The 24,926-nt window shown below is 59.8% G+C and carries 22 protein-coding genes and 1 tRNA gene; 4 read left to right on the top strand and 19 right to left on the bottom strand.

Going from position 1 to position 24,926, the window contains the following annotated elements; all coding sequences use genetic code 11:
- Positions 1-20 precede the first annotated feature (20 nt).
- From queA to DVJ77_RS06370, 13 genes are all read right to left on the bottom strand, one after another.
- Positions 21-1,052 carry a tRNA preQ1(34) S-adenosylmethionine ribosyltransferase-isomerase QueA gene (queA, locus tag DVJ77_RS06440; RefSeq protein WP_114844623.1) on the bottom strand — a complete coding sequence of 344 codons (1,032 nt, stop codon included), beginning with the start codon at positions 1,050-1,052 and terminating at the stop codon, positions 21-23.
- A 44-nt stretch (positions 1,053-1,096) separates the two neighbouring features.
- On the bottom strand, positions 1,097-1,558 hold the full coding sequence (locus DVJ77_RS06435) for a type II toxin-antitoxin system VapC family toxin (protein WP_225427849.1): 462 nt from the start codon (positions 1,556-1,558) through the stop codon (positions 1,097-1,099).
- 1 nt (position 1,559) lies between these two features.
- Positions 1,560-1,799: an AbrB/MazE/SpoVT family DNA-binding domain-containing protein gene (locus DVJ77_RS06430; protein ID WP_114844622.1), complete on the bottom strand. Its 240-nt coding sequence runs from the start codon at positions 1,797-1,799 to the stop codon at positions 1,560-1,562.
- Between the two features lie 126 nt (positions 1,800-1,925).
- Positions 1,926-4,409: a hypothetical protein gene (locus DVJ77_RS06425; protein WP_114844621.1), complete on the bottom strand. Its 2,484-nt coding sequence runs from the start codon at positions 4,407-4,409 to the stop codon at positions 1,926-1,928.
- Between the two features lie 52 nt (positions 4,410-4,461).
- Complete coding sequence (locus DVJ77_RS06420; protein ID WP_162791387.1) at positions 4,462-6,477, bottom strand: hypothetical protein; 2,016 nt, start codon at positions 6,475-6,477, stop codon at positions 4,462-4,464.
- A complete protein-coding gene (locus tag DVJ77_RS06415) occupies positions 6,464-7,648 on the bottom strand; it encodes a DUF3142 domain-containing protein (protein ID WP_114844619.1) in 1,185 nt (394 codons plus the stop codon). Before DVJ77_RS06415 ends, DVJ77_RS06420 begins: the two co-directional genes overlap by 14 nt.
- Positions 7,649-7,780: 132 nt before the next feature.
- Complete coding sequence (locus tag DVJ77_RS06410) at positions 7,781-9,001, bottom strand: RtcB family protein (RefSeq protein WP_114844618.1); 1,221 nt, start codon at positions 8,999-9,001, stop codon at positions 7,781-7,783.
- Between the two features lie 56 nt (positions 9,002-9,057).
- Entirely contained in the window at positions 9,058-10,197 is a 1,140-nt protein-coding gene (locus DVJ77_RS06405) for a slipin family protein (RefSeq protein ID WP_114844617.1), read from the bottom strand.
- A gap of 1,179 nt (positions 10,198-11,376) precedes the next feature.
- Positions 11,377-12,810, bottom strand: a complete 1,434-nt coding sequence (locus DVJ77_RS06390) for a hypothetical protein (RefSeq protein ID WP_114844616.1) — start codon at positions 12,808-12,810, stop codon at positions 11,377-11,379.
- Positions 12,811-12,860: 50 nt separating this feature from the next.
- Positions 12,861-13,463: a response regulator transcription factor gene (locus DVJ77_RS06385; protein WP_114844615.1), complete on the bottom strand. Its 603-nt coding sequence runs from the start codon at positions 13,461-13,463 to the stop codon at positions 12,861-12,863.
- Positions 13,460-14,677: a sensor histidine kinase gene (locus tag DVJ77_RS06380; RefSeq protein ID WP_114844762.1), complete on the bottom strand. Its 1,218-nt coding sequence runs from the start codon at positions 14,675-14,677 to the stop codon at positions 13,460-13,462. The genes DVJ77_RS06385 and DVJ77_RS06380 overlap by 4 nt, the downstream gene beginning before the upstream one ends.
- Positions 14,678-14,694: 17 nt before the next feature.
- A complete protein-coding gene (locus tag DVJ77_RS06375; RefSeq protein WP_225427848.1) occupies positions 14,695-15,489 on the bottom strand; it encodes an ABC transporter permease in 795 nt (264 codons plus the stop codon).
- The gene (locus tag DVJ77_RS06370) at positions 15,489-16,415 is read right to left on the bottom strand and encodes an ABC transporter ATP-binding protein (protein WP_114844614.1); all 927 of its coding nucleotides are present in this window, start codon (positions 16,413-16,415) and stop codon (positions 15,489-15,491) included. The genes DVJ77_RS06375 and DVJ77_RS06370 overlap by 1 nt, the downstream gene beginning before the upstream one ends.
- 295 nt (positions 16,416-16,710) lie before the next feature.
- On the opposite strand from DVJ77_RS06370, the gene DVJ77_RS06365 reads away from it, so the two are divergent.
- The 3 genes from DVJ77_RS06365 to upp all read left to right on the top strand — a co-directional run bounded on the left by DVJ77_RS06365 (position 16,711) and on the right by upp (position 19,562).
- Complete coding sequence (locus DVJ77_RS06365; RefSeq protein WP_114844613.1) at positions 16,711-18,222, top strand: aminotransferase class III-fold pyridoxal phosphate-dependent enzyme; 1,512 nt, start codon at positions 16,711-16,713, stop codon at positions 18,220-18,222.
- Positions 18,223-18,382: 160 nt separating this feature from the next.
- The gene (locus DVJ77_RS06360) at positions 18,383-18,754 is read left to right on the top strand and encodes a PsiF family protein (protein ID WP_114844612.1); all 372 of its coding nucleotides are present in this window, start codon (positions 18,383-18,385) and stop codon (positions 18,752-18,754) included.
- A gap of 163 nt (positions 18,755-18,917) precedes the next feature.
- The gene (gene upp, locus DVJ77_RS06355) at positions 18,918-19,562 is read left to right on the top strand and encodes a uracil phosphoribosyltransferase (protein ID WP_114844611.1); all 645 of its coding nucleotides are present in this window, start codon (positions 18,918-18,920) and stop codon (positions 19,560-19,562) included.
- Positions 19,563-19,598: 36 nt separating this feature from the next.
- Here the strand turns inward: upp and pip are convergent, their stop codons facing one another.
- Together pip and DVJ77_RS06345 are read right to left on the bottom strand one after the other, a co-directional pair.
- Positions 19,599-20,555, bottom strand: coding sequence for a prolyl aminopeptidase (pip, locus tag DVJ77_RS06350; protein WP_114844610.1), 957 nt, complete (start codon positions 20,553-20,555; stop codon positions 19,599-19,601).
- 74 nt (positions 20,556-20,629) lie between these two features.
- On the bottom strand, positions 20,630-22,012 hold the full coding sequence (locus DVJ77_RS06345; protein WP_114844609.1) for an FAD-binding oxidoreductase: 1,383 nt from the start codon (positions 22,010-22,012) through the stop codon (positions 20,630-20,632).
- A 120-nt stretch (positions 22,013-22,132) separates the two neighbouring features.
- On the opposite strand from DVJ77_RS06345, the gene serA reads away from it, so the two are divergent.
- The gene (gene serA / locus DVJ77_RS06340; RefSeq protein WP_114844760.1) at positions 22,133-23,365 is read left to right on the top strand and encodes a phosphoglycerate dehydrogenase; all 1,233 of its coding nucleotides are present in this window, start codon (positions 22,133-22,135) and stop codon (positions 23,363-23,365) included.
- A 141-nt stretch (positions 23,366-23,506) separates the two neighbouring features.
- Here serA and DVJ77_RS06335 read toward each other — a convergent pair whose 3' ends face one another.
- The 4 genes from DVJ77_RS06335 to ihfA form a co-directional block, all read right to left on the bottom strand.
- Positions 23,507-23,842: a hypothetical protein gene (locus DVJ77_RS06335; RefSeq protein WP_225427847.1), complete on the bottom strand. Its 336-nt coding sequence runs from the start codon at positions 23,840-23,842 to the stop codon at positions 23,507-23,509.
- A 296-nt stretch (positions 23,843-24,138) separates the two neighbouring features.
- A tRNA-Pro gene (locus DVJ77_RS06330) sits at positions 24,139-24,215 on the bottom strand.
- Between the two features lie 73 nt (positions 24,216-24,288).
- The gene (locus DVJ77_RS06325) at positions 24,289-24,645 is read right to left on the bottom strand and encodes a MerR family transcriptional regulator (protein WP_114844607.1); all 357 of its coding nucleotides are present in this window, start codon (positions 24,643-24,645) and stop codon (positions 24,289-24,291) included.
- A complete protein-coding gene (gene ihfA, locus DVJ77_RS06320; protein WP_114844606.1) occupies positions 24,626-24,925 on the bottom strand; it encodes an integration host factor subunit alpha in 300 nt (99 codons plus the stop codon). The genes DVJ77_RS06325 and ihfA overlap by 20 nt, the downstream gene beginning before the upstream one ends.
- Between the last annotated feature and the right edge of the window lies 1 nt (position 24,926).

The following is a 24,926-nucleotide window of genomic DNA, read 5'->3' as shown; positions in this document are numbered from 1 at the left end:
GCCTAGTTTAGCTGCACGGGTCAGTCGCCTGTCGGCAAGATCAGCATCGCGTCGCCATAGGAAAAGAAGCGGTAATGCTGATCTACCGCGTACCGGTAGGAGTCGAGCATGAATTCGCGGCCGGCCAGTGCCGAAACCAGCATCAATAAGGTCGATTGCGGCAAATGGAAATTGGTAATCAAACCGTCAATGCTGCTGAAGCGATAGCCGGGGAAAATGAAAATTTGCGTCTCGCCGGCAAACGGATGCAGCTCGCCCTCGTAACTGGCGCTTTCCAGCGCACGCACCACGGTGGTGCCCACAGCGATCACGCGGCCGCCAGCAGCGCGGGTACGCTGAATTTTCTCGACCAGGCTGGCGCCCACGTTTAACCACTCGCGGTGCATTTGATGGTCTTTAATGTCGTCCACGCGGATAGGCTGAAAGGTACCGGCCCCCACATGCAGGGTCACATAGCCGAAATCCACGCCGCGCTCGCGCAATTTCGCCAGCAGCGACTCGTCAAAATGCAGACCTGCGGTAGGCGCGGCAACCGCCCCCGGTTCACGCGCATAGATAGTTTGATAGCGCTCAAGGTCGCTGGCATCGGCCTGCCGGTCGATATACGGCGGCAATGGCATCTCGCCGAGCTTCAGCAGTAATTGCGCCAAGGGCTCAGGAGATTCAAAACGCAGCTTAAAGAACGAGCCCTCACGCCCAAGCACCGTAGCGTAGCTACCATCAGCCAACTCGATACGCCCGCCCTCTTTCGGCTTTTTGCTCACGCCCAGTTGCACGGTGGCTTCATGCTCGCCGGTGACGCGTTCGATCAAGATCTCGGTCGCGCCGCCGGTGTCTTTGCGTCCATGCAATCGCGCCGGCAAGACACGCGTGTCGTTGAATACCAATAGATCGCCGGCCCGTAGAAAATCGGGCAATTCGCGAAAGTAGTGATCCTGCCGCCGCTGCGCCACCACATCGAGAAGCAGCAAGCGGCTGGCTGAGCGCTCAGCCAAAGGTGCCTGCGCAATCAACTCAGGCGGTAATTCAAAATTGAAATCAGACTTTTTCACAACGTGAACTTCTCAATAAAAACGGCCTGCGAATACACAAGCCATCATGGCGCGATGATTTCCAGCTTCGGGTAGTACGTCTGGTAGCGTTTGGCATCACGCGTCAGCAAGCGCATACCACGTAGCAAAGCATGTGCGCCGATATAGAAATCGGGTAGCGGCGAACGAGCCCGGCCTGCAACCGCGCCCTTGGCGCCACGGTACAGCTTGAACGCCTGGCCGGCGAGAAATGCCGCGTCCCATGGCAGCGCCTCACGCTTGAGCGGCAATCCGGAAAGCGCATCCTCAAGCTCGCTGGCACGCTCGTAGCGCGGACTAAGCTCGGCCAGGATCAGCGGATTGATGACCAGGGGGGCCTGTTGTCCGAGACGATCCAACTGATCGAGCGACCAGTCGGCCCAGCGGGGATCATCGCCCAGCACGTCGATCAACACATTGCTGTCAACCAGCGTTGGCACCATGGCATATCGCTGCGGGGCCTCGCGAACGGCGCGTTTCGTTGCCATATCAGCCACGCAAAAAACGCATGAATTCGTCCGTGCCCATACCCTTGAACTCCTGCGCGGTCGCGCTGCCACGCACCTTTTGGAAGGCCGCTCGAATAGGTGATACCGGCGTACTCATACGGCGGATGACAACCTCGCCATTGGACCGCACATCGAATTCGACCTCGCTATGGGGAAGCAAACCCGCCTGCTCGCGTACAGCCTGCGGGATCGTAACCTGTCCTTTGCTGGTAATTTTCATCACGACGATTCTTACTTTTGTGAAGTAAGAATCGTACTGCGCATCCGCCTTACAGACAAGGCACAGGGCCATTTCGCAAAAGCACAGCCCCAGCTTGTTGGCTTTTCCGCACGCAGAAGAGCGGATTTACTGCACGGCACGCTGTCTGCGTCGACGAATAAACCAAGCCGCGATAGCACCCAGCACAACGACAAAGCCACCCAGGGCATAGAGCTTGTTTCTGCGCACATAGTGCTTGATCGCGACCATCTGCTGCGCGCGCTTGAGCTTTCTCGCCGCGTCGAAATTAGGCTCTTCGCAACTGCGCCCAAAGTCATCCGCCCACGGTACATACGCACCTTGCTTTACATAGCGTGTGTAAAGCTCCTTGACACGTTTGCTGCGCTCATCGACGGGCTCCGTCGCAGGACTGCCGTCTGCAGTGGCACCGGGACCGTCATAAAAGCCGCCACCAGGACCGTCCAACATCCACCCAGTGGCCTTACACAGCACCGCAGCAAATGCCTGTGAGCGTGGCGGCAATAAATCGGCGGCGCTGGAAGCGCGATTGACTGCCAGATAACGGTAGTGGAAACGCAACTCGGGCATCGCGCCGCTGCCAGCGAAACGTTGGCGCTCGCCTTCGGTCACATAACTGCCTTTCAGATCATTGGCGGTATGCCCTGAGCCGCCAGGGTAGCCGCCGCCGTTGTCTTGATAATCGGGACCCTGCTGGTAACCCAGTAGCTCCATGCCTTGTTCACGCGCAATCACAGCGGCGGCATAGCGCGCCTCCGCCCGGCCGATATCGGTCCAGGCGTGATCGCTGTCGTGTACCGCTTTTGCATACTCGCGCGCCTTGGCGCGTAGATCGACAACCGGCTGATCCGAAGTAGCGAAACGGCGATCCCCTCTGGCCGGAAAATAGTTCTGCGCTTCATCGTAACGAGCCGCACGCATTAAACGGCGGGCAAGCAGCCAGCGCAGCTCATCGGCCAGCGGGGTCTGCCCGTAAGCCCATGCCTCTTGCGTGCTTTTCGCCGAGGCCGGACTAGGCGCGGGCGATGCGGGCGCACGGGCATCGATAAAGCTCTTCAGCTCATCGACCGTCAGTACACGCTCGGCGACATAAGCGGCATCGTTGCCATAACCGATGCCGCTGCCGGAGCTCTCGTCATAGGTATTGCCGCTACCGCCCACCGCATTCGCAGCATCGTAGAGATGCCCCATCGCTTCGACATACTCGCCGCGGGCGAGCGCCAACACCCCACTCTCTGCAATCAGCAAGTGCATGCTGTCCACTTCCAGCGACGCCTTGGGATCATCGGCTTTCGGAAACGCCTTGGCCGCCTCCGCATAAGCGGCGCCCGCTGCCGCAAGGTCGCCCTTGCGCAGGGCCAACTTGGCACGCACCCAGCTCGCTAGCGGGCCGGGTGCTTTATCGACGAGTTTCGCGGCCAGGTCATATCGGCCGATTTGATAGCTCAACGCGGCAAGTCGATCGGCACCGCTGACGCGATCCAGACCCTGCCGCTCGATCGCATCGACCAGTGCCAGTAAGGCTGGATTGGCCTTGGCCGTCTGTTTGGCGGCAGCGCCGGTATCCGCCGTGATATCGGCAGCGATATCGGCATCCGTCGTATCCATGCGTGCCAGTGCGTAGGTCACCAGTAATCGCTGCGAAACCGGCCCATCGACGATGGCCGCCGTACGCTCGCTGCTCTTCAACACATCGCCGGCGATCGCGGCAAGCGACAAGACGGCGCTATCCGAGCCATGCCCGGCCTGCGCGGCGTAGAGAGCAATGGCATGCTTGATATCGGCCGCCGCAATGCCATCGCCGCAATCATTGCCGTTGTACAGATCAGCCCAACTGCACTGCCGCGCTCCGTTGTAAAGATAGAGCCGCGCCTGCTCACCGAAGCTGGCCACCGCCAGACCTTGCGTATCCGACGCACCGGCAACCGCGCGGGCGCGCGCCAGCTCGAAAAACTTCACCGCGGCATCGCGCTCGCGATTGAATACGGCAGCGTCGCCCGCCTGGGCTTCCGCTTGTTTCGCATGAATACTGCCCAACATATAAGCAGCCCATACCGAACGCAGCTTCGCCTGCTCTGGCGGCAATGCAAGTACATGCTCGAAACTGGCTGCGGCATGCGCCCAGGCTTCGGCATCCGGCTGAGCGCATGCCTGGCGCTCGGCGTCGCTCATCTCCGATTCGTCGCTGCCTTCACAAGCCATCGCCCCGTTGCTGTAGTCCACGGCGCCGGCGGTGTACCAACGCAAATCGGCCGGCAGATCCTTGCCATCCTCATAGGCAGCGCTACCGGTATCTGCATCGCGCAGCGTGGCAACACGCTCCGCCTGCTCCGGCGTGAGCCCCAGCATTTTTGCCTGGCGCTGCTTATCGTCTTTATCGGTTGAATAAATATTCGTCTCTTGCGGCTGCAGCGCATCGGTGGCTACCAGCAAGTGTTTCGCCTCGAACGCAAAGCTGTTCTGCGGTGTCGACTTGAGTGCGCCCTCCCGATGATCCAGCAGTTGATTCGGGAAATCCGGCCCGCAGGCCCAGACCACGGCTCCGGCCAACCCGGCCACGACAGTGAGAACGATCAAGCTACGTTTTAACATCGCATATTCCTTGTTGCTGTACGCGCCATCGACGCGAATCAACTTGCTCGACTTACCCGGCGGTTACCTTGCGGCGACGACGCCACAGCATGATGCCCCATAGCCCGATCAACACCGTCACACCGGCAAGATACGGTAACGCCCTGCGCGCCCAGTGCTTCGCATGAGCGATATATTGCGCGCGCACCATGCTTTCGGCAGCCGTGAAGTCAGGGTCTTCGCATTGCCGGCCAAAGTCTTCGGCCCAATCGACATAGGGGCCTTCTTTGACGTAGCGGCGGTAGATCTTATGGATCCGCGCCGCGCGATCTTTTTCCGCGTCATAGACATAGTAGTTGGCGTAAATCATCCAACCGCTGGCCGTACATAGAGTGGCCGCAAACGCTTGCGAGCGCGGCGGCAAGGCATCGGCCGCACGCCATGCCAGATCGGTCGCGGTGTACATGTATTGCTCATGGGGAATACGCACACCGCCGCTGGCCTCCAAGCGCTTGCTTTCGTCCGCGCCAAAATACGTCTGCGCACCGTCAGCTTGATTCAAAGACTGATTGTGCAATTGATTGTGCCAGTCGTCGTAGCCGAGAATGTTTGCGCCTTGATCGTGAGCGATTTGCGCGGCAGCAAATAACTGACGTGCCTTTTCGGTGCTGCTCCACGCATGATCGGCGGCTTTCATCGCCTTGGCGAAATCCTGAGCGGCTTGCCGGGTCAACGCATCTTGCGCGGATGAAGAAAACGGTGGCTTCAGCAAAACAGCCGGCGTGACCTCGGCAAAATACGGCATGGCCTCGTCATAGCGGCCCTCGCGCATCAAGCGCCGCGCCAGCATGTTTCGCAGCGTCACACGCAACGACGCGGCTCGCTCATCGGCCGAGGCTGGAACATTGGCCGGCGCATTTTTATCGACAAATGATTTCAGTTCGTCAGCGGTCAGTACACGCTCGGCCAAATAAGTCACATCACCTTCGTAATCGCGGTCGCCAAAGTCCTCGTCGCGCCTGTCGGACGCACGCCCTTGTGCCGCGCCATAGATATAGCCCATCGCCTCGACATACTCACCGCGCGCCACCGCCAGCACGCCGCGCTCCCCACGGATCAGGCTGACGTTGTCGCTCTCCAGCGAGGCCAGATCGACCGCCTGCACCGGGAAAGCTTTAACGGCGTCGGCATAGGCCGCACCGGCGGCGGCCAGATCGCCCTTTTGCAGGGCCAGCTTGGCGCGCACCCAGCTCGCCAGCGGCGTGGTTTGCTTGTCCGCCATCTTGGCGGCAAGGTCATAACGTCCGGTGCGATAGGCCAACGCCGCTAGACGGTCGGCGCCCTCGCTATGGCCCAGACCATGCGCATCGATGGCATCAATCAAAGTCACCAACTGCGGATTGACTTTGACGTTCTTTGCGCCGACGGCTGCGTCCAGAGGCAAGTAGTCACTATCGCCACTTTTATCGTCTGCATAGGTATCGCCGACACGAGCAAGCGCATAGGCAACTAAGAGACGCTGTGCGACGGGATCGTCGATCAGCGCATCGACCCGCACACGATCCTTCAATGCCCAGCCCGCGATGAAGCGCAGCGATTGCACGCCGTTGGCCGAACCATGCGCTGTCTGTTGTGCATATAAGGCAATGGCTTGCTTCAGATCCGCCGGAACGATGGCTGCGGCGCACTCGGTGCTGTTGAAAAAGCTTCGCCAGTCGCATTGCATCCGCGAATCTTCAGCCTGGGCAGTGTCTTGCTCGGCTGCATCCGCGGCAACACCCGTTGCCGCCTCCGGCGGCGCGGACGATTTATCGCCGTCGGCTCCGACGTTCGCCTTCAGCAACGCCAGGGCCTTATCACCGTAGGCATTGATGTCCGCATCGCTCAATGTGCCCGAACGATCGGGCGTGACCAGATGCTCGGCCTCATAAGCAAAGGTGTTGGCGGGCGTGCCGCGCAATGCACCGACACGATCGCTAAACATCGCATTGGGGAAAAACCCGCCGCAGGCCATGGCCACCGCGACGGCCAGCATCGACAAACCCGCGCCAGCCATCACCCGACTCAGACCCTGTTTAATTCGCAACATGAATATCCACTTTTGAGGAAGTGCAACGCATCCAGCCTACTTGGCGCTGGCGATGCGAGCGCAGCCAGCCATCCTGACTGCGTTTGAGATAAAGGCCATCGCTGCGACGATCGAGCTGATAGCCATTGATGCCATCGGCGATGGCGCAATCGTGTGGCAAGCTCAGCGCGATGGGTAGCGACGCATCGACGTCGCCATCATTGCGCAACAGAATATCCAGGGCACCCGCCACCGCACCGGGTTGGGCGATAGCCGCCACCTGGGCAGTCAACGGCCGCCCCTGGATAACCGCCCGCCAGGTAGGCAGGCTCCAACTACGAACGTCATCGGCTGTCGGCAAGCGAAACCACACCACACCGGCAAAATGGGCTGGCGGATCGTCGTGCAGCATCTTCAGCAAGCGCGCGACATCGCGCGGTGCGGCTGCCAGCTCTCGCGACTCGGCACCCGCCGACAAAGCCGGCGCCTCGCTTTCAATGGCAATCATCCGGCCATCGCCATCCCAACTCACCTTTGAGCCATAGTTGGGCAAGGCCACACGAAACGGTTTCTTGCTGCGTTTGGCGAAAGTCCCGACCCACTGCTGCGCCAGCGCTACATCGAACAAGCCAGCCCGAGGCGATTGCACGGCATGAACTTGCAGCACAGCTTCGTCCACCGCACCAAGCACAGTATCGAGATCCCTTGACGACAACCACGCCGGCAGCGCGGTAATAGAAAGCGGTAACGTACCCAGCGACAGCTTCAAGCGACCGAGAAAATGCGCATATGCCGGCAGCCGTGCCGTACCGCAATCGTGATCGATCTCGATGCCGGCAACACCTGCCCCATCGTTACGAAGCGCGACGATCTGGGCAATCAGGGCGTCCTCGTCCCATTGCACCAACTGCCCATCGATACGCACGACCAGGATCACCGGACGGCCCGTAGCGGCAAGTGCAGCACGGTCTATGGCGACGTTGCGCAATTGCCCCTTCGCATCCGTCTGCGCCGCCAGTACACGCCAGTCACGAATCAGATCGGCGGACTGATTGAGCGCAAAAGTCAGCGATGGACTCCATTGGCGCTGCCAGACGTAGGCATCATGCGTCAGAGGCACGGGCGTTCGGCCGCAGGCGACCAGCGCGAGCAGCAACACCGACAGCACCATGAGCCCCCGCGGATGCGGCATATCCCTTTCCCCATCGCCCGTACCAACCTTCTGGCTGGCAGGCGCGGATTGTATCGCGGCTGGAGAGATGAGGGGCGGGTGTTTGCTCCCCGCCCCCTACCCCGCCCCCTATCAAAGATTGCAGTGGATACCTCAACCCTTCACGCAAACCACCTGACGCAAGGTATGCAGCACTTCGACCAAATCGGTCTGCGCCGCCATCACTGCATCGATCGACTTATAGGCTGCCGGAGACTCGTCGATCACCGAGGCGTCCTTGCGGCACTCGACATGAGCCGTTGCCTCGCGATGCTGCTTCAGGGTGATGTTCTGCCTGGCTGCCGTACGGCTCATCACCCGGCCGGCGCCGTGACTGCAGCTATGGAAGCTATCCGGGTTGCCCTTACCACGCACGATGTAGCTGCACGTGCCCATGCTGCCCGGAATAATGCCCAATTCACCCTCGCGCGCACTGACCGCACCCTTGCGGGTGACCAGTAGCGACTCGCCGTAATGGGTCTCGCGCTGCACGTAGTTGTGATGGCAATTGACCGCCATCTTCTCTAGCTGAAACGACGGCAGGCGATGACGCATCTCGTGCAATACCCGCGACATCATCGCCTCACGGTTGTGCCTGGCGTAATCCTGAGCCCAACTCACCGCCTCGACGTAATCATCAAACAGCGGCTCACCTTCCATGAAAAACGCCAGATCTTTGTCAGGCAGATGAAACCCCAGCACCCGACGCGCCAACTCCTCGCGCGCCCGCTCGATAAAGTAAGTGCCGATCATATTGCCCGTGCCACGCGAGCCGGAGTGCAACATTACCCACACTGCATCCGACTCGTCGAGGCAGATTTCGATGAAGTGATTGCCCCCGCCCAGCGTGCCGATCTGCCGGTCGACCTTGTCAGTACGGATCTTGCGGTGCCTGGCCTTGATCGCCTCCAACTGCTGCACCAGGCCCGATTGCGTCAGCCGTGTCTCGATGCTGTCGGGCATCCGGCGATGATCGCCACCGGGGCCATTGCCTACCGGCACGCCACGCTCGATCGACGAACGCAACTGCGCCAGATTGTCCGGCAAATCTTTCGCCCGCAGCGTGGTACGCACCGCAGCCATGCCGCAGCCGATATCGACACCGACGGCCGCCGGGATAATCGCCCCGCGTGTAGGCACGACCGAACCCACCGTCGCGCCCTTGCCCAGATGCACGTCCGGCATCACCGCAATCCACGGGCCGACGAATGGCAGTGCGGCCATATTCTGCAACTGCCGATGTGCTTGTTCTTCCAGCGGCACGCCGTGCACCCAGCCCTTGATCGGCGTAGTGGTGCCTTCGGCGTGCAACAACTCGTAATGCTCTGTACTCATGATGTTCTTCCTTGGTGGTGCGCGATGCGGCTAACTCCATCCAGCCGCATCGCATATTACGTCTTCAAGCTCACCAACTGCTTCAGTACGCCATCCAGGCCCCCGAACACCGTCAGCTTGCCAATCTTCTCGGTGACCTTCTCCAAGGCCTCCAGCTCCTTCAGGCGCATCAGCACCGGGCTACCCTCGATCAACTTGGCGGTGTTGAGCAGGGAGCGGGTCGCGTTCGCCTCTTCGCGACGGCGAATCACCTGGGCCTGCGCCGACTTTTCCGCCTGCACCACGCTGTTGAGAATGTCCCTCATCTCGCCGGGCAGGATCACGTCCTTGACACCCACGCCGAGCACCTCCAGACCCAACTCGCCGACACGACCACGCACATAAGCGAAAATGTCCGCATCCAGCGAGACCTTGTCACCCAGCAGCTCGTCCAGCGTCTTGGCCGAGACGGCCTTACGCAGGCCATATTGCAGCTCGCGGTACAGATAGTCGGCGTACTTGACCACGCGCGTTCGTGCGGCGACCGGATCGGTCACGCGCAAGCTGGCGGCCAGGTTTACCCGCAAACTCACCTTGTCGCGCGTCAACAACTCCTGACCTGAGACCTCCAGCGACTGCACGCGCAAGTCGATCACCTCGATGGTCACGTTCTTCTGAAAATTCCAGAACGCATAAGCACCCGGTGTCAGCGTGCGCCGCAACTGACCATCGACAAACAACAGCCCAGCGGACTCCACCGGCACGTCGACCGTCACGGCGATCTTGCTCAGCACCCCTAGCTGACGCAGACGGCTAGCCACTGCAGCCTCGACCTCAGGCGTTTCAGCCAGCGGCACGGCCTGCACCTCCACCGATACCAGCGCCTTCCAGTACAGCTTGCGGGTACCCGGCATGAGTACGTCTTCCAGCTTGCCGTTCTTCAGCACCAGGCCCACCTGGCGCGTACCGATATCGGCGACGACAAAGTTCCCCATCAATGACGGATGGACCTTCGCGCCGCCCATCTGCGCCATCAACACATCGGCGTCGCCGCCGCTGTACTCGGGCCGCGCGATGTCGTGCACGTTCAGCATCAACTGGTTACCCGGATCAAAATAGCGGTACACGCCCGCGACCAGGACGCGCTCGAAGCGACGGTTGCGATACAGCAAACCGCGCTCGCCGTCGCCAATCACGATTTGCTTGCTCCAGAACATGGCGATACTCCTTGGTTATTCTGGGTGGTCGACCCGTAAGGTATTTCATTACATGGCCGGATCGTTTCCACGCAATGAATTAAATCCATAAATAAGGCAATACTTCGCCTTACGAATAAACCGATCTCACGGTGTTATTCGCAAAGATAAATAAGGTGGAAACGCCTCTTGACGATAAAGTCGCGAAACCCATGTGGTTTTCGCGGGGAGGCTCATATTTCCCGTCAGGCATCGCACTATTACGCTATGCCTCACATTCGATACTCACCCGCCCGTATCTACAACAAAAATCCGGCGACAATAGCGCTGCTTTGCAGGGCACGCGCTTCCTTTATGTACGCGCCCTGCAACGCACGAGGCGTTTCCTGGTGTGGAACTTTCGTTCCTGGTCATGACGTGACAGGTCATGTTTGGAGCGGGGGTCGAACCCGCGACAGTCGGATTAACAGTCCGATGCTCTACCCACTGAGCTATCCAATGTTTGACGTACCGGAGTCGAACCGGCGACTGCAACCGTAAGATTGCCGCTCTACCGCTGAGCTAACGTCATCGCGAAACACCGTCTCGCAGGCCTCGGCATACGCCACGGCACAGCCGCGCGCACCGGACAGGCCAAGAGCCTGTACCGCTGAGTCTGTTCAAACTGATGCTCCGTATTACCGGCTGTCGCCAACCGGCAATCCCTATGAGCGCGAGCGCCCAAATACCTTGTAAACCCTGTTCCCGCACCACTCGCACCGAAGCACCCTGATGCCCCTGCCTTGGCTGTGCGGACAGCCGGATACTTCAGGGCGGAGTGGTTACTCCCAGAACCGGATTCGTAAACGTTCTTCGATCCATGCCATCCCCTGCGAACGCGTGCCTTTATCGAAGACAAAACAAAACGCCCCCGGGTATGGCGACCCGAGGGCGTTCGCGTTGCCTCGGGAGATCGGGGTGACCGATCTCCGCGAGAGGATCAGTCGAGTAATGAAACGTCGCTAACTAAATCATGCCGTTCGCTTGGCGCAAACAGACCCGCATCGCACGCCTGGCGCGACATATTGGGTTTAGCTGCAATGGCGAAAACGAACGACATGGGGTTTCATCTCTTGGTTATTCGCTCAGGTGAGCGAGGACGCGAACATTACTTCGACCCAGCATTGCTTGCAAGCATTATTTAAAATTATTTTTCGCGTCTTAATCTATGGTGATAACCACGACACTCATCCATGGCAGATCGACCTCTAAACCACCCTGTGCAAAAGGTATGCTCGAAACGATATTCAGCGGCGGCTGAAACTGTGGTCCCGCCATGAAAGCGCCTGGGTCCATGCCGCGCACATATTGCCAGGCTGAGTAAGTGCCGCTGTCACTGCCCGTCAATGCCAATACCGCGTGGCGATCCGTATCGACGGACTTATTTATCAGAACGATCTTTTTGGCGTTATCAGTGGCGAACACCTCGACATCCGGCAGCGTCGTCGAGGCTGCCACCATGACTTGACCGAATCGACGCGTCCAGGCCCCGCCACTCCAAACCGACACTCCCCAATAAGCCGGCAGGCGAATGTTCTGGCCCTGCGGCTGGTCATTGCGCGAAGTGCCGTCGGTAATCAAGCCCAGCGGGCCGTTGTTATCGGCGTATTGATAGGCCCTGCCGCCCGCACGCAACACGTGGCCGATCACCGATGCGGTATGCACCAGATTGCGTGAGGTGTAGAACGCGTTGCGCCACTGCGAGCCGTAGTAAGAGTTGTAGTTGAACTCGCCGACTTGAAAACCTATCTGGCTGGCGCGGCCGGCAAAATTCAGTGTCACCTGATTGCGCAACCAGTTGATGCCGTCTTCATACTGCCCGGTGCGCTGCAAATTGGCGTCCGGCTGCCCGTCGCCATACTTGTGGAAATCCACGATGTCGACGTCTGTGTTGTCGGCAGCGAAAAACGTCTGGAAATCGGCGTATTTGTAGGACGCCCACGTGGTGAATGCCGGGCCCGCAATGGAGAGCTGACGCGTCGTAGCCTGACGCAGTCCCGCCACAATGGCATGGAACCCGGAGCTGCCGTTGCCGCCTGCAATGTAATTGCCGAGACCGAAACCGTTATCCGGCTCGTTGCCAACGATGTAGGCATCCACCGGGCCGCCATGCTGGCCATCGCCATCGTTGAAATAGTGAACAAGATCGAAGGCATCGGACGCTTGAATGTCGTTGTCGCTGGTCGTGCCGCCGATAGCGATCATCGGCGCACCGCCTATCGCCTTGATCGCTCGAATATAAGCCTCACCCTCGTTGCCCCCGTGAATGCCACCGGCAGAAGAGCCCACCTGCCCTGCGTGGTAGTACAGCGGAATACGCCAGACCAGGGGACCGAGATCTTGCAGGTATTGCTGCCACAGCGGCTGGGCAGCCCCCTTGATGAGATTGCTGCCGCCGTCGGCATAGGTGGAAATGGTGGCGCCGAGCGACCACGACGAGGTCGACATGCCCGGCTGAGTAAAGTCGACAGTAACGTTGGCCGTGCTGCTTTGTGCATGCGCCTGAGCTGCGAAACATGCCAGCAGGCAAACGCGGAGAAATCCACTGCGTAGCCGAGCTTTGAGCTGCGATCGTGATGACAAGTAGCGATTCATGATGCCCCTTTAACGTAACGAAAATGCAAAGAGGCCTCGCTGATGTGTCGCTATAGCCAGCCTTTCTGCCGCGCCAATCGATAGGCTTCGATGCGATTGGCCACACCGAGTTTGCCGATCGCCTCCGACAGATAATTACGCACGGTGCCATGCGAAAGATTGAAATGGGTCGCGATATCGCTGGCCGACATACCTTCACCGGCCAGACGCAATACCTGGCGCTCTCGATCATTCAACGGGTCGGCTTCTGACCACGCCTCCAAGGCTAGCTGCGGATCAATCGCTCGACCGCCACGCTGCACGGTGCGCAAGGCTTCCGCAAGGTTCTCGGCCGGGGCATCCTTCAATAGATAGCCCGATACCCCGCTATCCAAAGCGCGCCTTAGAAACCCCGGCCGTGCGAACGTAGTCACGATAATGACTTTGATCGGCAACTCTTGTCGTTGAATGCGCTGCGCCAACTCCAGCCCGGTCAAGCCCGGCATCTCGATATCGGTAACCAGTACATCGGGCTTCAATCGCTGTATTTCGCGCCAGGCCGCTTCGCCATCGGCGGCGGTACCGAGTACCTCGATATCCGACTCCAGGTTGAGCAATGCCGACAAGGCGCCACGCACCATCGCCTGGTCTTCGGCCAGCAACACTCGGATCATGCGATGCTCCTTGCATCATCGGCCGGGGAGATCGGAAAATTTTCTGGACGGCTATTCATGGATACGTTCAGGCTTCGCATTTCGGGAAGCGGTAGCTGGACTTGCAGGGTCGTGCCCTGACCGCGAGGCGATTCGATGGTCAGCGTGCCGCCCAAGGCGCGTACTCGCTCACGCATGCCGACCAGGCCGTTGCCATCCTCGCTGACACCGCCGCGACCGTTGTCGGTGACTTGCAATTGCACCCGACCATTGTCGACATCCACGCTCATGCTGGCCTGACTTGCCTCTGCATGACGAGCGATGTTGGTTGCCGCCTCGCGCATAATCAACGACAGCCCGCGCTCGATCTCCACCGGCAAACTCAATGTCGGCAGCCGATAATCCAAATGTACGCTTGAGGATTCCAGCAACAAACGCACGGAAGCCAACTCAGCGGCCAGGTCGGTAGCGCGAATGCCAGTGACGGCGGAGCGCACTTCGGCAAGCGCGTGACGGGCCACTTTTTCGGCCTCCTCCACCTCGCGCCGCGCCGCCTCGGTATCACGGTCGAACAGCTTGCGCGACAGCTCCAGCTTGAGGGTAATCAACGACAGCGTATGGCCCAGCAGATCGTGCAAGTCACGACCAATGCGCTCGCGCTCGGCAGTCGCGGCAAGTCGGCGTACCTCGTCATGAGAAAGCTTGAGCGCGGCGTCCTTCTCCTCATTCACCCGCTCCACGGTGATGATCGTGCCGATGACGAAGGTCATGAACGGCATCATCACCAGCACTTGCCATGGGTAACCGACTGATGCCGCCACTACCAGAAAACAGCCATTGAGCAGTGATAGCTGCAACAGGTATCGACGAAGACTTACCCTGCAGTCGCGCAGCAGTACACAGCCGTAAATGAAATAACTGACTGCGCTGGAGTACCACGGCAGCAACAGCAAGCCCAGGGCCGCCAGAGCCAGTGCGTAATACTTCGAGGTACGCCGCGATACGAGAAAAACCTTCGCATACAACAACAAAAACAGCGGATAAGAAACCAGGGTCAATGTGACCCATCCCCAACTGTAGTGCTCACCGAAAGCCGGCGTGATGAACACCCATGCCGACCAAAGCAAGTGCACTGCATCGACCCACGGCGATTTGCCGCGCCGTATGTTGGTAAGCGCTTCGGAATCTGGCGCCGGGGTAAACCATGCGCGGAACAGTCTGGATGCAGTATTCATGGTCCGCATGCTACCCCTCAGCCGTATCGACGCAAGCGGCGCGCAGCCAGCCACACCAGGACCACGGTATAACCGCTTAGCGCCAGCACATGTGGCCATACCGGGCCCTGCCCCAAACCTACCGCGCTAAGCGCAAGCTGATTGAGGTGGTAGCTAGGCCATATCGGTGCCAACTGCTGCAGTAAGGCGGGCATCATCGAAAGCGGAAACCACAACCCCGACAGGAAGGCCATCGGCAGGTAAATCATGTTGACCAGTCCCGGCGCACCTTGCCCTTTGATTAAGGTGCCCAGCAGCAAGCCCAGCGCACAGAATGGCAGCACACCCAACAGATCGGTCACGAACAGTGACAACATCTGCGACAGTGTCAACGAAGCATGCGCCAGAAAGGTCGCCATGCTCAGCAGCAAGATCGACACAGTAGCAGCCACCACCATGGCCATCGCCATTTTGCCCAGCAGATAGGCGCCAGGCGGCATCGGCAGGGCGCGCTTAAGTGTCAGCAAACCGCTATCGCGCTCTAACGCCAGCGACACACCAAAACCGAACAGCCCTGGCGCCATCACGCCGAAGGTTCCATAAGAAGCCAGCAAATAGCGCGGTGCATCGGGTCCGTTGGCATGGCCCAGAAAGATGCCGAACATCAGATAAAACACTGAAGGAAACAACAGCGTCGGCAGTAGAAAACCCGGACTGCGCAGATAGCGCAGGCATTCACTGCGTGCCTCCTCCAGGTAGGCGCCCCATACACGGCGCGATGACATGTCGGCCACGGCGTGACTCGAATCGAAGGTGGAAACGATGGTGTTCATCAGGCAGCCTCGCGTTGATCGCTGACCGAACTGTCGGCTTCGCGGGTGAGTTCAGTGAAAGCTTCGGCCAAACCGGCACGCTGCACCTCCAGTTCGCTGAGTTGCGCATCTGCCAACAACAGCCGGCGTACGAGTACTTCAGCGGCATCGGTGGACATCCACAGGCGTGAACCTTCTTGCCGCGCCTCGACCACTTCTGGCCACGCTGCCACGGCTTGCACATCCAGGCGCGTGACGCAGCGCACTCGCTTGAGCGATACCCGCGCGCGCAACTCATCCACACTGCCCTCGCTAATGACTTTGCCGCGCGCCATCACACAAACGCGATCCGCCAGGGCTTCGGCCTCTTCCAGATAGTGCGTAGTAAGTACCACCGCGCAGCCTTCGGCTACCAGTTGACGGATCGTTGTCCATAGTTTTTGCCTTGCCTCGATATCCATGCCCACGGTCGGCTCGTCGAGAAACAGCAACTCAGGCCGTCCACATAAAGCCATGGCGAACTGCACGCGCCGCTGTTGCCCGCCGGAAAGTTTTGCGTAGGGCCGTTTGAGCAGATCACCGATCCCGGCCAATTCGGCGCTTTCAAGCAGCGCGCGCGGTGCCGGGTAATAGCTGGCGGTCAGCCGCAATAACTCCTCGACACGCAGGGTCGGCGGCAAGCTGGCCGCCTGCAGCATCACGCCAATGCGGCGGCGCGCCACGAGTTGCTGCGGATCGAGCCCGAATAACTCGACCGTGCCTGCATCGGCACGAATCAAGCCAAGCAACAAACTGATCGCGGTACTTTTCCCGGCGCCGTTTGGTCCCAACAAAGCGAGCAATTCGCCGCGATGCAACATGAGATCCAGCCCATCCAGCGCGGTGAGTGAACCGTAGTGCTTGATTGCTCCGGCAAGCCGGGCGATTGGTGCGACATGGTTTGACATGGTGTTTCCTCCTTGTTCATCAGGCTAGGCCTGGCAAGGCTTTGCGCGTAGTCGCCAGCGTCAGTCGACGGGGGTGACAAGCGTCACCTGGGGTACCGGCGGCGGCGCGGGCGAGTTATCCTCAGTGCCATCGTCGCCGCATCCTTAGCCCCCACAGGTCTGATGCACGACCCGCCTGAACGAACAGGCCCGAGAAACGCCGTCGGGGCGCGTTTCCCGCATGTATCGCTAAAACATAACGTGTTCGCACCGGCCTGCCGGGCGACAGGCATGCAGACTTTTAGGAGGAGCCATCATGGGTGTCATCGAACAGTTGCGCGAACTGCGCGAATTCGGCGGTACGCCGCGTACTACAGGTATGGATGACGTATCCATCGAACGCTTTGCCGCCAGCTATCCCCAACTGGCGCAAGCGATTAGTGAAGCCGTAGCACGGCATCGCGCCTTGCGCGCCGACTTGAGTGACTTTCTCAAGCTGGACGAAGTCGAGCAGATGGCGCAGGCGCAAGCCGGCTTCGTCAACTTTTATCCCGACGATGCAGTAAATCATTATTTGCCGGCCGCTGCGCGCGGCCCCTGGGTCATCACGCTAAAGGGCGCGGTCATTCACGACAACGGCGGCTACGGCATGCTTGGCTTCGGCCATAACAATGAAGCCATTCAAACGGCGATGAGCCAGCCGCAGGTAATGGCGAACGTGATGACGCCGAGTGTTTCGCAACTGCGTTTCGCGCAAGCGTTGAATAAAGAGCTTGGCCGCAACCGCGAAGGCGATCTGCGCAGTCGCAATCCGTATGCGCGCTACCTGTGCCTTAACTCCGGCTCAGAGTCGGTATCGCTGGCCTGCCGCATCGCCGATGTCAACGCGAAGATCATGACCGACGCCGGTGGCCGCTATGCCGGACGCAGCATCAAGCGGCTCGCTGTGAAGGGCGCCTTCCACGGCCGCACCGACAAGCCCGCGCTGTATTCGGACTCCACCCGCAAAACCTATCAGCAGCATCTGGCCAGCTATCGCCACGAAGACACCTTGCTCACCGTGACGCCGTATGACATCGGCCAACTCGAAGCGGTGTTCGCCGATGCCGACAAGCACGGCTGGTTTATCGAAGCGATGTTCCTTGAGCCGGTGATGGGCGAAGGCGATCCGGGCCGAGCCGTCACGCCGGAGTTCTACAAAGCCGCGCGTACGCTCACCGAAGCACACGGCACCTTGCTGCTGATCGATTCGATCCAGGCTGGCTTGCGCGCACATGGTGTGCTTTCGCTGACCGACTATCCAGGCTTCGAGAAATTGCCGGCGCCGGACATGGAGACCTTCTCCAAAGCACTTAACGCCGGGCAATACCCGATGTCGGTGCTGGCTGTGAGCGAACGTACCGCCGCGCTTTATCGCAAGGGCATCTACGGCAACACCATGACCGCCAACCCGCGCGCGCTCGACGTGGCGCTGGCCACCCTGGATCAGCTCACCGACGCCGTGCGCAGCAATATCCGTGAGCGTGGCAAAGAGTTCGTCGACAAGCTCAACGCACTAAAGAATGAATTGGGCGGACTCATCACCAAGGTGCAAGGCACCGGCCTGCTGTTCTCCTGCGAGTTATCGCCGGAGTTCAAGTGCTACGGCGCCAACTCCACCGAGGAATACATGCGCGAGCGCGGCATCGGGGTGATCCATGGCGGCACTAACTCGCTGCGCTTCACTCCGCACTTCAACGTGACCAGCGCCGAAGTGGACCTGGTGGTGGAACACCTGCGCAAGGCGCTGTTGCAAGGGCCGCGCAAGCTCAAGGCCGAAGCAGCCTGAAGGCATCGGCCGCGGAGGCGCCGATCAGGCGTCTCCGCGGCCTCCCCCTACCCTTCCCCAATCTGAATACGGCATACGTCAAAGACACACATGTCGGGCCTCAGCCGGCATAGACTTAGCGCCACCGGCAGTCGCCGGCTATCTCAGGAGGGTATCCGTCATGTCTATGCGTTTGAGCTTGATTGCCGTCAGCGCCGTGCTGGCCTTAGCTGCCACTACCGCTTTTGCTGCACCGCAAGCCGCGAGCACTGCCGCACCCACGGCCACGAAAGTACTCACCCCGGCACAGCAGCATATGGCCGACTGCAACAAGCAGTCCGCAGGCCACAAGGGCGCCGATCACAAAGCCTTTATGAGCGCCTGCATGAAGGGTGAAAGCCCCACCGCAACGGCGGCCGCGCCAGCGACCAAGCAGACGCCACAAGAAAGAATGAAGAGCTGTAACGTCGATGCCAAAACCAAGGCATTGAAGGGCGCTGCACGCAAGAGCTTTATGAGCGACTGCCTCAAAGCAGCCCCGGCTACGCCGTAAATCGGCACGCGTAGCTTGGCGGGGTGCCGCGCCTTGGCTTGTCCTCGGCACCCCCTTTCTCTACTTCGACTTGCCTGCCTTATCTCATTGCCCGCATCGATTCGCTCGCCCGGAACATCGATGCTGAGTCACAATCTGACCTGCCTTGTTGACAGGTCCAGCCATGAAAATCGTCGAAGTCCGCCACCCGCTGATTCAACACAAGCTCGGCTTGATGCGTCGCGCCGGTATCAGCACTAAAGATTTTCGCGAATTGGCCTCCGAGGTCGCCGCTCTGCTTACCTATGAGGCCACCAAGGATCTGGAAACCATCGAGCAGCGTATCGAGGGCTGGGCCGGACCACTGGATGTCCAGCAGATCAAGGGCAAAAAAATCACCATCGTGCCGATTCTGCGCGCCGGCCTTGGCATGTTGCCTGGCGTACTCGATATGATTCCCGCCGCCAAGGTCAGCGTGGTGGGCGTGCAGCGCGACGAGGTAACGCTCAAGCCGGTCGCTTATTACGAAAAGCTCAGTGGGCGCATGGATGAGCGCATCGCCTTGATCGTCGACCCGATGCTGGCCACGGCCGGTACCTTGATCGCCACCGTGGACATGCTCAAAGCCGCCGGCTGCAAACGCATCAAGGGGCTATTTCTGGTTGCCGCGCCCGAAGGTATCGAACGGGTCATCGCCACTCACCCGGATATCGAAATCTACACGGCATCGATCGATCAGCGGCTCAATGAACACGGCTACATCTTGCCGGGCCTTGGCGATGCCGGCGACAAGATTTTCGGGACCAAGCAGCTACCGAGCACCGAGTAAATCGGCGCTCGCCCGCCGTAGCTCACTATCGTCGACTCAGCGACGAAAGCGATCCGTCGCCTCGATCAGCTCATGGATAATGCCCGGCTCGAACGCCGAATGGCCGGCATCCTGCACCACGCGCAGATCGGCCTGCGGCCAGGCGCGGTGCAAATCCCAGGCACTGCGCATCGGACAGACCACGTCGTAACGCCCTTGCACGATCACTGCGGGAATTTGCCGAATACGCTCGACATGACGCAGTAGCTGGTCGTCATGCTCGAAGAAGCCGCCATGCACGAAGTAATGGCATTCGATGCGCGCAAAGGCCAAGGCAAATTCGTCTTCGCCACTGGAAACAATGTGCGCGGTGTCTTGATACAAATAACTGGTGGCACCCTCCCACACCGACCATGCGCGAGCCGCATCGACACGGGTTTTCGCATCGCTGCTGGTGAGGCGTCGATGGTAGGCACTCATCAGGTCGCCGCGCTCCGCTTCAGGAATCACGCTGAGATAGGTTTCCCACGCGTCGGGATAAAGCGCGTCGCAGCCCTTTTGATAAAACCATTCCAATTCCCAGCGACGCAGCATGAAAATGCCGCGCAGAACCAGTTCGGTGACTTTGTCTGGATGAGTCTGCGCATATGCAAGCGCCAGGGTCGAACCCCACGAACCGCCAAACACCTGCCAGCGCTGGATGCTCAGATGCTCGCGCAGGCGCTCAATATCCGCCACCAGATCCCAAGTGGTGTTGTCGGTGAGTTCCGCGTGCGGAGTGGATTTACCGCAGCCGCGCTGATCGAACAGCACAATACGGTAGACCGCCGGATCAAAGAAACGCCGGCATTTGGGGTTGGTCCCACCACCGGGGCCGCCATGCAGAAACACCACCGGCTTGCCATGAGGGTTGCCGCTCTGCTCGTAGTACAACGTATGCAACGGCGAAACCGCGAGCATGCCGCTGTCGAACGGCTCGATCTCGGGGTATAGCGAACGACGGTCCTCGGCCATGCCTGGCGCTCCTCAAGTGGCGATAAGGGCCGCAAAGGCTAGCATGGACGTCATGTCACCCTGCTTGTCGGCGATTAAAACAACTTGCCCGGATTCAGCACGCCATTAGGATCGAAGACCTGGCGCACACCACGCATCAGCGCAATTTCCGCCGCGCTGCGGGTGCTTTCCAGATAGGCGCGCTTGACCAGCCCGATACCGTGCTCGGCCGAGATACTGCCGCCGTGACGATGCAGCGTCTCTGCGAGCAGCTTGGTCACGTGTTCGCATTGACTGATGAACTCGGCATCGGCCAACGCATCCGGCTTGAGCACATTGATGTGCAGGTTGCCATCGCCGATATGACCAAACCAGACCACGTCGAAATGCGGGTACTCGCGCGCCAGCAACTCCTGCATTTCCTGCAGAAAAGCCGGCACGGCAGCGATCCGCACCGAAATATCGTTCTTGTACGGACGATGCGGCGCGAGGCTTTCGGTAATGCCTTCACGCAACCGCCACAAAGCCGCTGCCTGCGCTTCGCTCTGTGCAATCACACCGTCGCTGGCCCAGCCTTGTTCGACGCAGTGTTCAAACGCGGCCAGCGCCGCCTCCATCGCCTGCTCGTCGATGGCATCGAATTCGGTCACCACGTAGTACGGGTAGTCGCCGTCGATGGCACGCTGCGCACCATGTGCCAGTACATGACGCTGGGCGACATCAGTGAAAAATTCAAAAGCCTGTAAGGACAATTTCTCGCGAAACACCGCAAAAACCTGCATCAAGGCGTCCATATCCGGCAGCGCCAACAACATCACCTGGGATGGCGGCGGCGGATCGGTAAGCCGGAGCGTTGCCTCCACCACCACACCCAAGGTGCCTTCCGAACCGATCATCAACTGGCGCAAGTCATAGCCGCTGGAATTCTTGATAAGGCCGCGATTGAGCTCCAGCAGTTCGCCATTGCCGGCGATCACTTTGAGTCCGGCGATCCATTCGCGCGTATTGCCATAGCGAATGACGCGGATACCGCCGGCATTGGTGGCGATATTGCCGCCGATGGAACACGAGCCACGCGCCGCGAAATCCACTGGGTAGATCAAGCCATGGGCGTGTGACGCATCGTGTACTGCCTGCAAGGTGATACCTGATTGCACGGTCAGTGTGCGATCCACTGCATCGAAAGCCATTACGCGATTCATCCGCTCCAGGCTGAGTACCAGCTCACCTTGCGCTGCCACCGCCCCGCCGGAAAGCCCAGTGCGACCACCGGAAGGCACGATGGCGACGTGGTGCGCATTGGCCCAGCGAATGATCGCCTGCACTTCGTCGATGCTTGCCGGCAAGGCAATAGCCAACGGCGCCGGCGTCCAGCGCCGGGTCCAGTCCCGACCGTAGTGTTCGAGATCCCCCGGCTCGGTAAGCAGGCGCAAGTTGGGCAACCGGCCGATAAGTTCGGCGAGACGGGCATCGGTCATGACAGCTCCACAAGACATGAGCGCAGCCTGCCAGTCGCAGGCGTTGCGGTCTAGTGGTGCGCCGCCGCAAAAGGCAAAACATCTGGCATAGTGATGGCCCTCCAATCAGCGGCGGCCGGCATGAAAACCTCCTTTCCCAAACAAGACATCAAAGTCCTGCTGCTGGAGGGGGTCAGTCAAAACGCCGTGGAAAATTTCCGGCGCGCCGGTTACAGCCAAATCGAATTCCACGAAAAATCCCTGCCCGAGGCGGAGCTCAAAGCACGCATCGCCGATGCTCACCTCGTCGGCATCCGCTCGCGCACGCACCTGACCGGCGAGGTATTGGCGCAGGCAAAGCGGCTGATCGCGGTAGGTTGCTTTTGCATCGGCACCAACCAGGTGGACCTGGAAGCGGCCCGGCGGCTCGGCATCCCGGTGTTCAACGCGCCCTACTCCAATACCCGCAGCGTGGCCGAGCTGGTGATTGCCGAGGCGATCATGTTATTGCGCGGCATTCCGCAGAAAAACGCCCTTTGCCACCGTGGCGGCTGGACCAAATCAGCCGCCGGCAGCTTTGAGACTCGCGACAAAGTGCTTGGCATCGTCGGCTACGGCCATATCGGCACCCAGGTCGGTGTGCTGGCCGAAGGCCTCGGCATGCGGGTGATCTTCCACGACATCGAATCGAAGCTGTCGCTAGGCAACGCACGTGCGTCCGCAGGGCTTAACGATCTGCTCGAACGTGCCGACGTGGTAACTCTGCATGTCCCCGAAACGCCCGCCACGCAGATGATGATCGGCGCAAGCGAGATTGCGCGTATGCGCTCTGGAGCCATGCTGATTAACGCCTCGCGCGGCAGCGTGGTGGATATCGATGCACTTGCCGCCGCGCTGCGCAGCGGCCATTTGGCTGGCGCGGCCGTGGACGTGTTCCCGATCGAGCCGAAGGGCAACGACGACGCCTTCGTTTCGCCACTGGTCGGCATGGACAACGTGATTCTCACCCCGCACATCGGCGGCAGCACGCTGGAAGCGCAGGACAATATCGGTATCGAGGTGGCTAACAAACTGGTGCGCTATAGCGATAACGGCTCGACGCTGTCGGCAGTGAACTTCCCTGAGGTGTCGCTACCAGAGCATCCGAACAGTCGCCGCCTGTTGCATATCCACAAGAACGTGCCGGGCATGCTGTCGCGCATTAACGAGCTGTTTTCCGCCGGCAATATCAATATCGATGCGCAGTTCCTGCAAACCGATCCGCAAGTCGGCTACGTCGTCATCGATGTGTCGACGACCGAAGCACAGGCCGTCTTGCTCAAAGACCAACTCGCTGCGATCCCCGGCACGTTGCGGAGCCGGGTGCTGTATTGAGGAACGGGGAACGGGGAACGGCCTAAAAAGCAGAAGCGAAAAAGCAAGAGCAAAAACACGTCAAGATCAAAATGAACGCGGCGCCCAGTAGCCACTCAAACTTCACGTTCCCCGTTCCCTATTCCCATTCCCCGCCCTTCCTTATTTCCCAATCTGCTTGCTGGCCTGGTTTTCCTGCTGATTCAACGTGCGCTGTTCCTGTTTGGTGATATGGCCGTGGTTCTGGCTGGCCATATCGCGCTCTTCCTGGCGGATCTGCCGATCGTCCTTGTGCAAGCTGGCCGCTTGTGCCTTGGTCAGATCGCCTTCCTTCACCTCTTGGTGAATACGCTTATTCTGGTTCTGCAGCCGGTTATTGACCTGTTCGCGACGCGGGTGATTTTTTTGCCATTTGGTATCGGCAGCCTGCGCGGCACCAACCGTCAAACTTGCAGCAAGCAGCACGGCGGCGACTAGCGTGGATTTCAGCTTCATCATGGATTCCCCTCGGATCAGATTAAGTCAGGTTGGATTGCATCATCGGAGAGCGCCCCTCGCTGTCCGTGATGCGCATCCTACTCACGCTCGGCCGCGGCGCCAGTGGGGCGCTGCTCGCCTGATGGCTCTGAGTTCATCTAGCCATGGGCGGCTTAAACGAAGGAAATAACGGGGTGACAAAAGGGTCAACCGATCCGGGAGCCAACCGTCTATGTGCCATTGCCTGGCCCCGAAATGCAAAACGGCGCCATCGGCGCCGTTTCTTATTTATGCCCCGAGTTGCTCGGGTTCCGAATTGGTCGGGGCGGCGGGATTCGAACCCACGACCCTCTGCCCCCCAGGCAGATGCGCTACCAGGCTGCGCTACGCCCCGACGATACGGCAAGTCGGCGAGTTTAACAGCTCGCGCGACAACTTCGGAAGCTATCTTTTAAAGCGAGCCGTATTCAGCGCCGCAATAGCCCTAAAACTTCTTCCAACTCCATGCGCACCTGGCGCACGATTTGATGCGAGATGCTTGCTTCCATCCGCGCCTGCGGGCCTTCCAGCCGGGCACGGGCACCGGTGATGGTGAAACCCTCGTCATACAGCAACGAGCGGATCTGCCGAATCATCAGCACGTCGTGGCGCTGGTAATAACGGCGGTTACCGCGCCGCTTGACCGGATTGAGCGCCGGGAACTCTTGCTCCCAGTAGCGCAGCACGTGCGGCTTCACCCCACACAAGTCGCTGACTTCACCAATGGTGAAATAGCGCTTGGCCGGGATAGCGGGTAGTTCGGTGTTATTCCCTTGATCCAGCATAGCCCTCGACTCTCACCTTGAGTTTCTGACCTGGTCGGAACGTCACTACTCGCCGGGCGGAGATCGGAATCTCCTCACCGGTTTTGGGGTTGCGCCCCGGCCGCTGGTTCTTCTCGCGCAGGTCGAAATTGCCGAAACCGGACAACTTCACCTGCTCGCCTTTTTCCAACGCTTCGCGGATCACCTCAAAATAAGCATCCACGAATTCCTTCGCTTCACGCTTGTTGAGACCCACCTCGAGGAAAAGGCGCTCTGCCATCTCCGCCTTGGTCAGCGCCATG

This window comes from Dyella tabacisoli, assembly GCF_003350925.1.
Taxonomy (GTDB): domain Bacteria; phylum Pseudomonadota; class Gammaproteobacteria; order Xanthomonadales; family Rhodanobacteraceae; genus Dyella_C; species Dyella_C tabacisoli.
Note: the sequence above shows the minus strand (reverse complement) of the source record. Positions and strands in the feature narration are given on the sequence as shown.

Bases quoted from the DNA above. Each gene is read 5' to 3' on its own strand.
- ihfA (WP_114844606.1), bottom strand. From the start codon at position 24,925: ATGGCGCTGACCAAGGCGGAGATGGCAGAGCGCCTTTTCCTCGAGGTG.
- DVJ77_RS06430 (WP_114844622.1), bottom strand. From the start codon at position 1,799: ATGAAAATTACCAGCAAAGGACAGGTTACGATCCCGCAGGCTGTACGC.
- DVJ77_RS06345 (WP_114844609.1), bottom strand. From the start codon at position 22,012: ATGACCGATGCCCGTCTCGCCGAACTTATCGGCCGGTTGCCCAACTTG.
- DVJ77_RS06370 (WP_114844614.1), bottom strand. From the start codon at position 16,415: ATGTCAAACCATGTCGCACCAATCGCCCGGCTTGCCGGAGCAATCAAG.
- DVJ77_RS06325 (WP_114844607.1), bottom strand. From the start codon at position 24,645: ATGCTGGATCAAGGGAATAACACCGAACTACCCGCTATCCCGGCCAAG.
- DVJ77_RS06380 (WP_114844762.1), bottom strand. From the start codon at position 14,677: ATGAATACTGCATCCAGACTGTTCCGCGCATGGTTTACCCCGGCGCCA.
- DVJ77_RS06365 (WP_114844613.1), top strand. From the start codon at position 16,711: ATGGGTGTCATCGAACAGTTGCGCGAACTGCGCGAATTCGGCGGTACG.
- pip (WP_114844610.1), bottom strand. From the start codon at position 20,555: ATGGCCGAGGACCGTCGTTCGCTATACCCCGAGATCGAGCCGTTCGAC.
- DVJ77_RS06405 (WP_114844617.1), bottom strand. From the start codon at position 10,197: ATGTTCTGGAGCAAGCAAATCGTGATTGGCGACGGCGAGCGCGGTTTG.
- DVJ77_RS06425 (WP_114844621.1), bottom strand. From the start codon at position 4,409: ATGTTAAAACGTAGCTTGATCGTTCTCACTGTCGTGGCCGGGTTGGCC.
- DVJ77_RS06385 (WP_114844615.1), bottom strand. From the start codon at position 13,463: ATGATCCGAGTGTTGCTGGCCGAAGACCAGGCGATGGTGCGTGGCGCC.
- DVJ77_RS06335 (WP_225427847.1), bottom strand. From the start codon at position 23,842: ATGATGAAGCTGAAATCCACGCTAGTCGCCGCCGTGCTGCTTGCTGCA.
- DVJ77_RS06435 (WP_225427849.1), bottom strand. From the start codon at position 1,558: ATGGCAACGAAACGCGCCGTTCGCGAGGCCCCGCAGCGATATGCCATG.
- DVJ77_RS06390 (WP_114844616.1), bottom strand. From the start codon at position 12,810: ATGAATCGCTACTTGTCATCACGATCGCAGCTCAAAGCTCGGCTACGC.
- serA (WP_114844760.1), top strand. From the start codon at position 22,133: ATGAAAACCTCCTTTCCCAAACAAGACATCAAAGTCCTGCTGCTGGAG.
- DVJ77_RS06415 (WP_114844619.1), bottom strand. From the start codon at position 7,648: ATGCCGCATCCGCGGGGGCTCATGGTGCTGTCGGTGTTGCTGCTCGCG.
- DVJ77_RS06410 (WP_114844618.1), bottom strand. From the start codon at position 9,001: ATGAGTACAGAGCATTACGAGTTGTTGCACGCCGAAGGCACCACTACG.
- DVJ77_RS06375 (WP_225427848.1), bottom strand. From the start codon at position 15,489: ATGAACACCATCGTTTCCACCTTCGATTCGAGTCACGCCGTGGCCGAC.
- DVJ77_RS06420 (WP_162791387.1), bottom strand. From the start codon at position 6,477: ATGTTGCGAATTAAACAGGGTCTGAGTCGGGTGATGGCTGGCGCGGGT.
- upp (WP_114844611.1), top strand. From the start codon at position 18,918: ATGAAAATCGTCGAAGTCCGCCACCCGCTGATTCAACACAAGCTCGGC.
- DVJ77_RS06360 (WP_114844612.1), top strand. From the start codon at position 18,383: ATGTCTATGCGTTTGAGCTTGATTGCCGTCAGCGCCGTGCTGGCCTTA.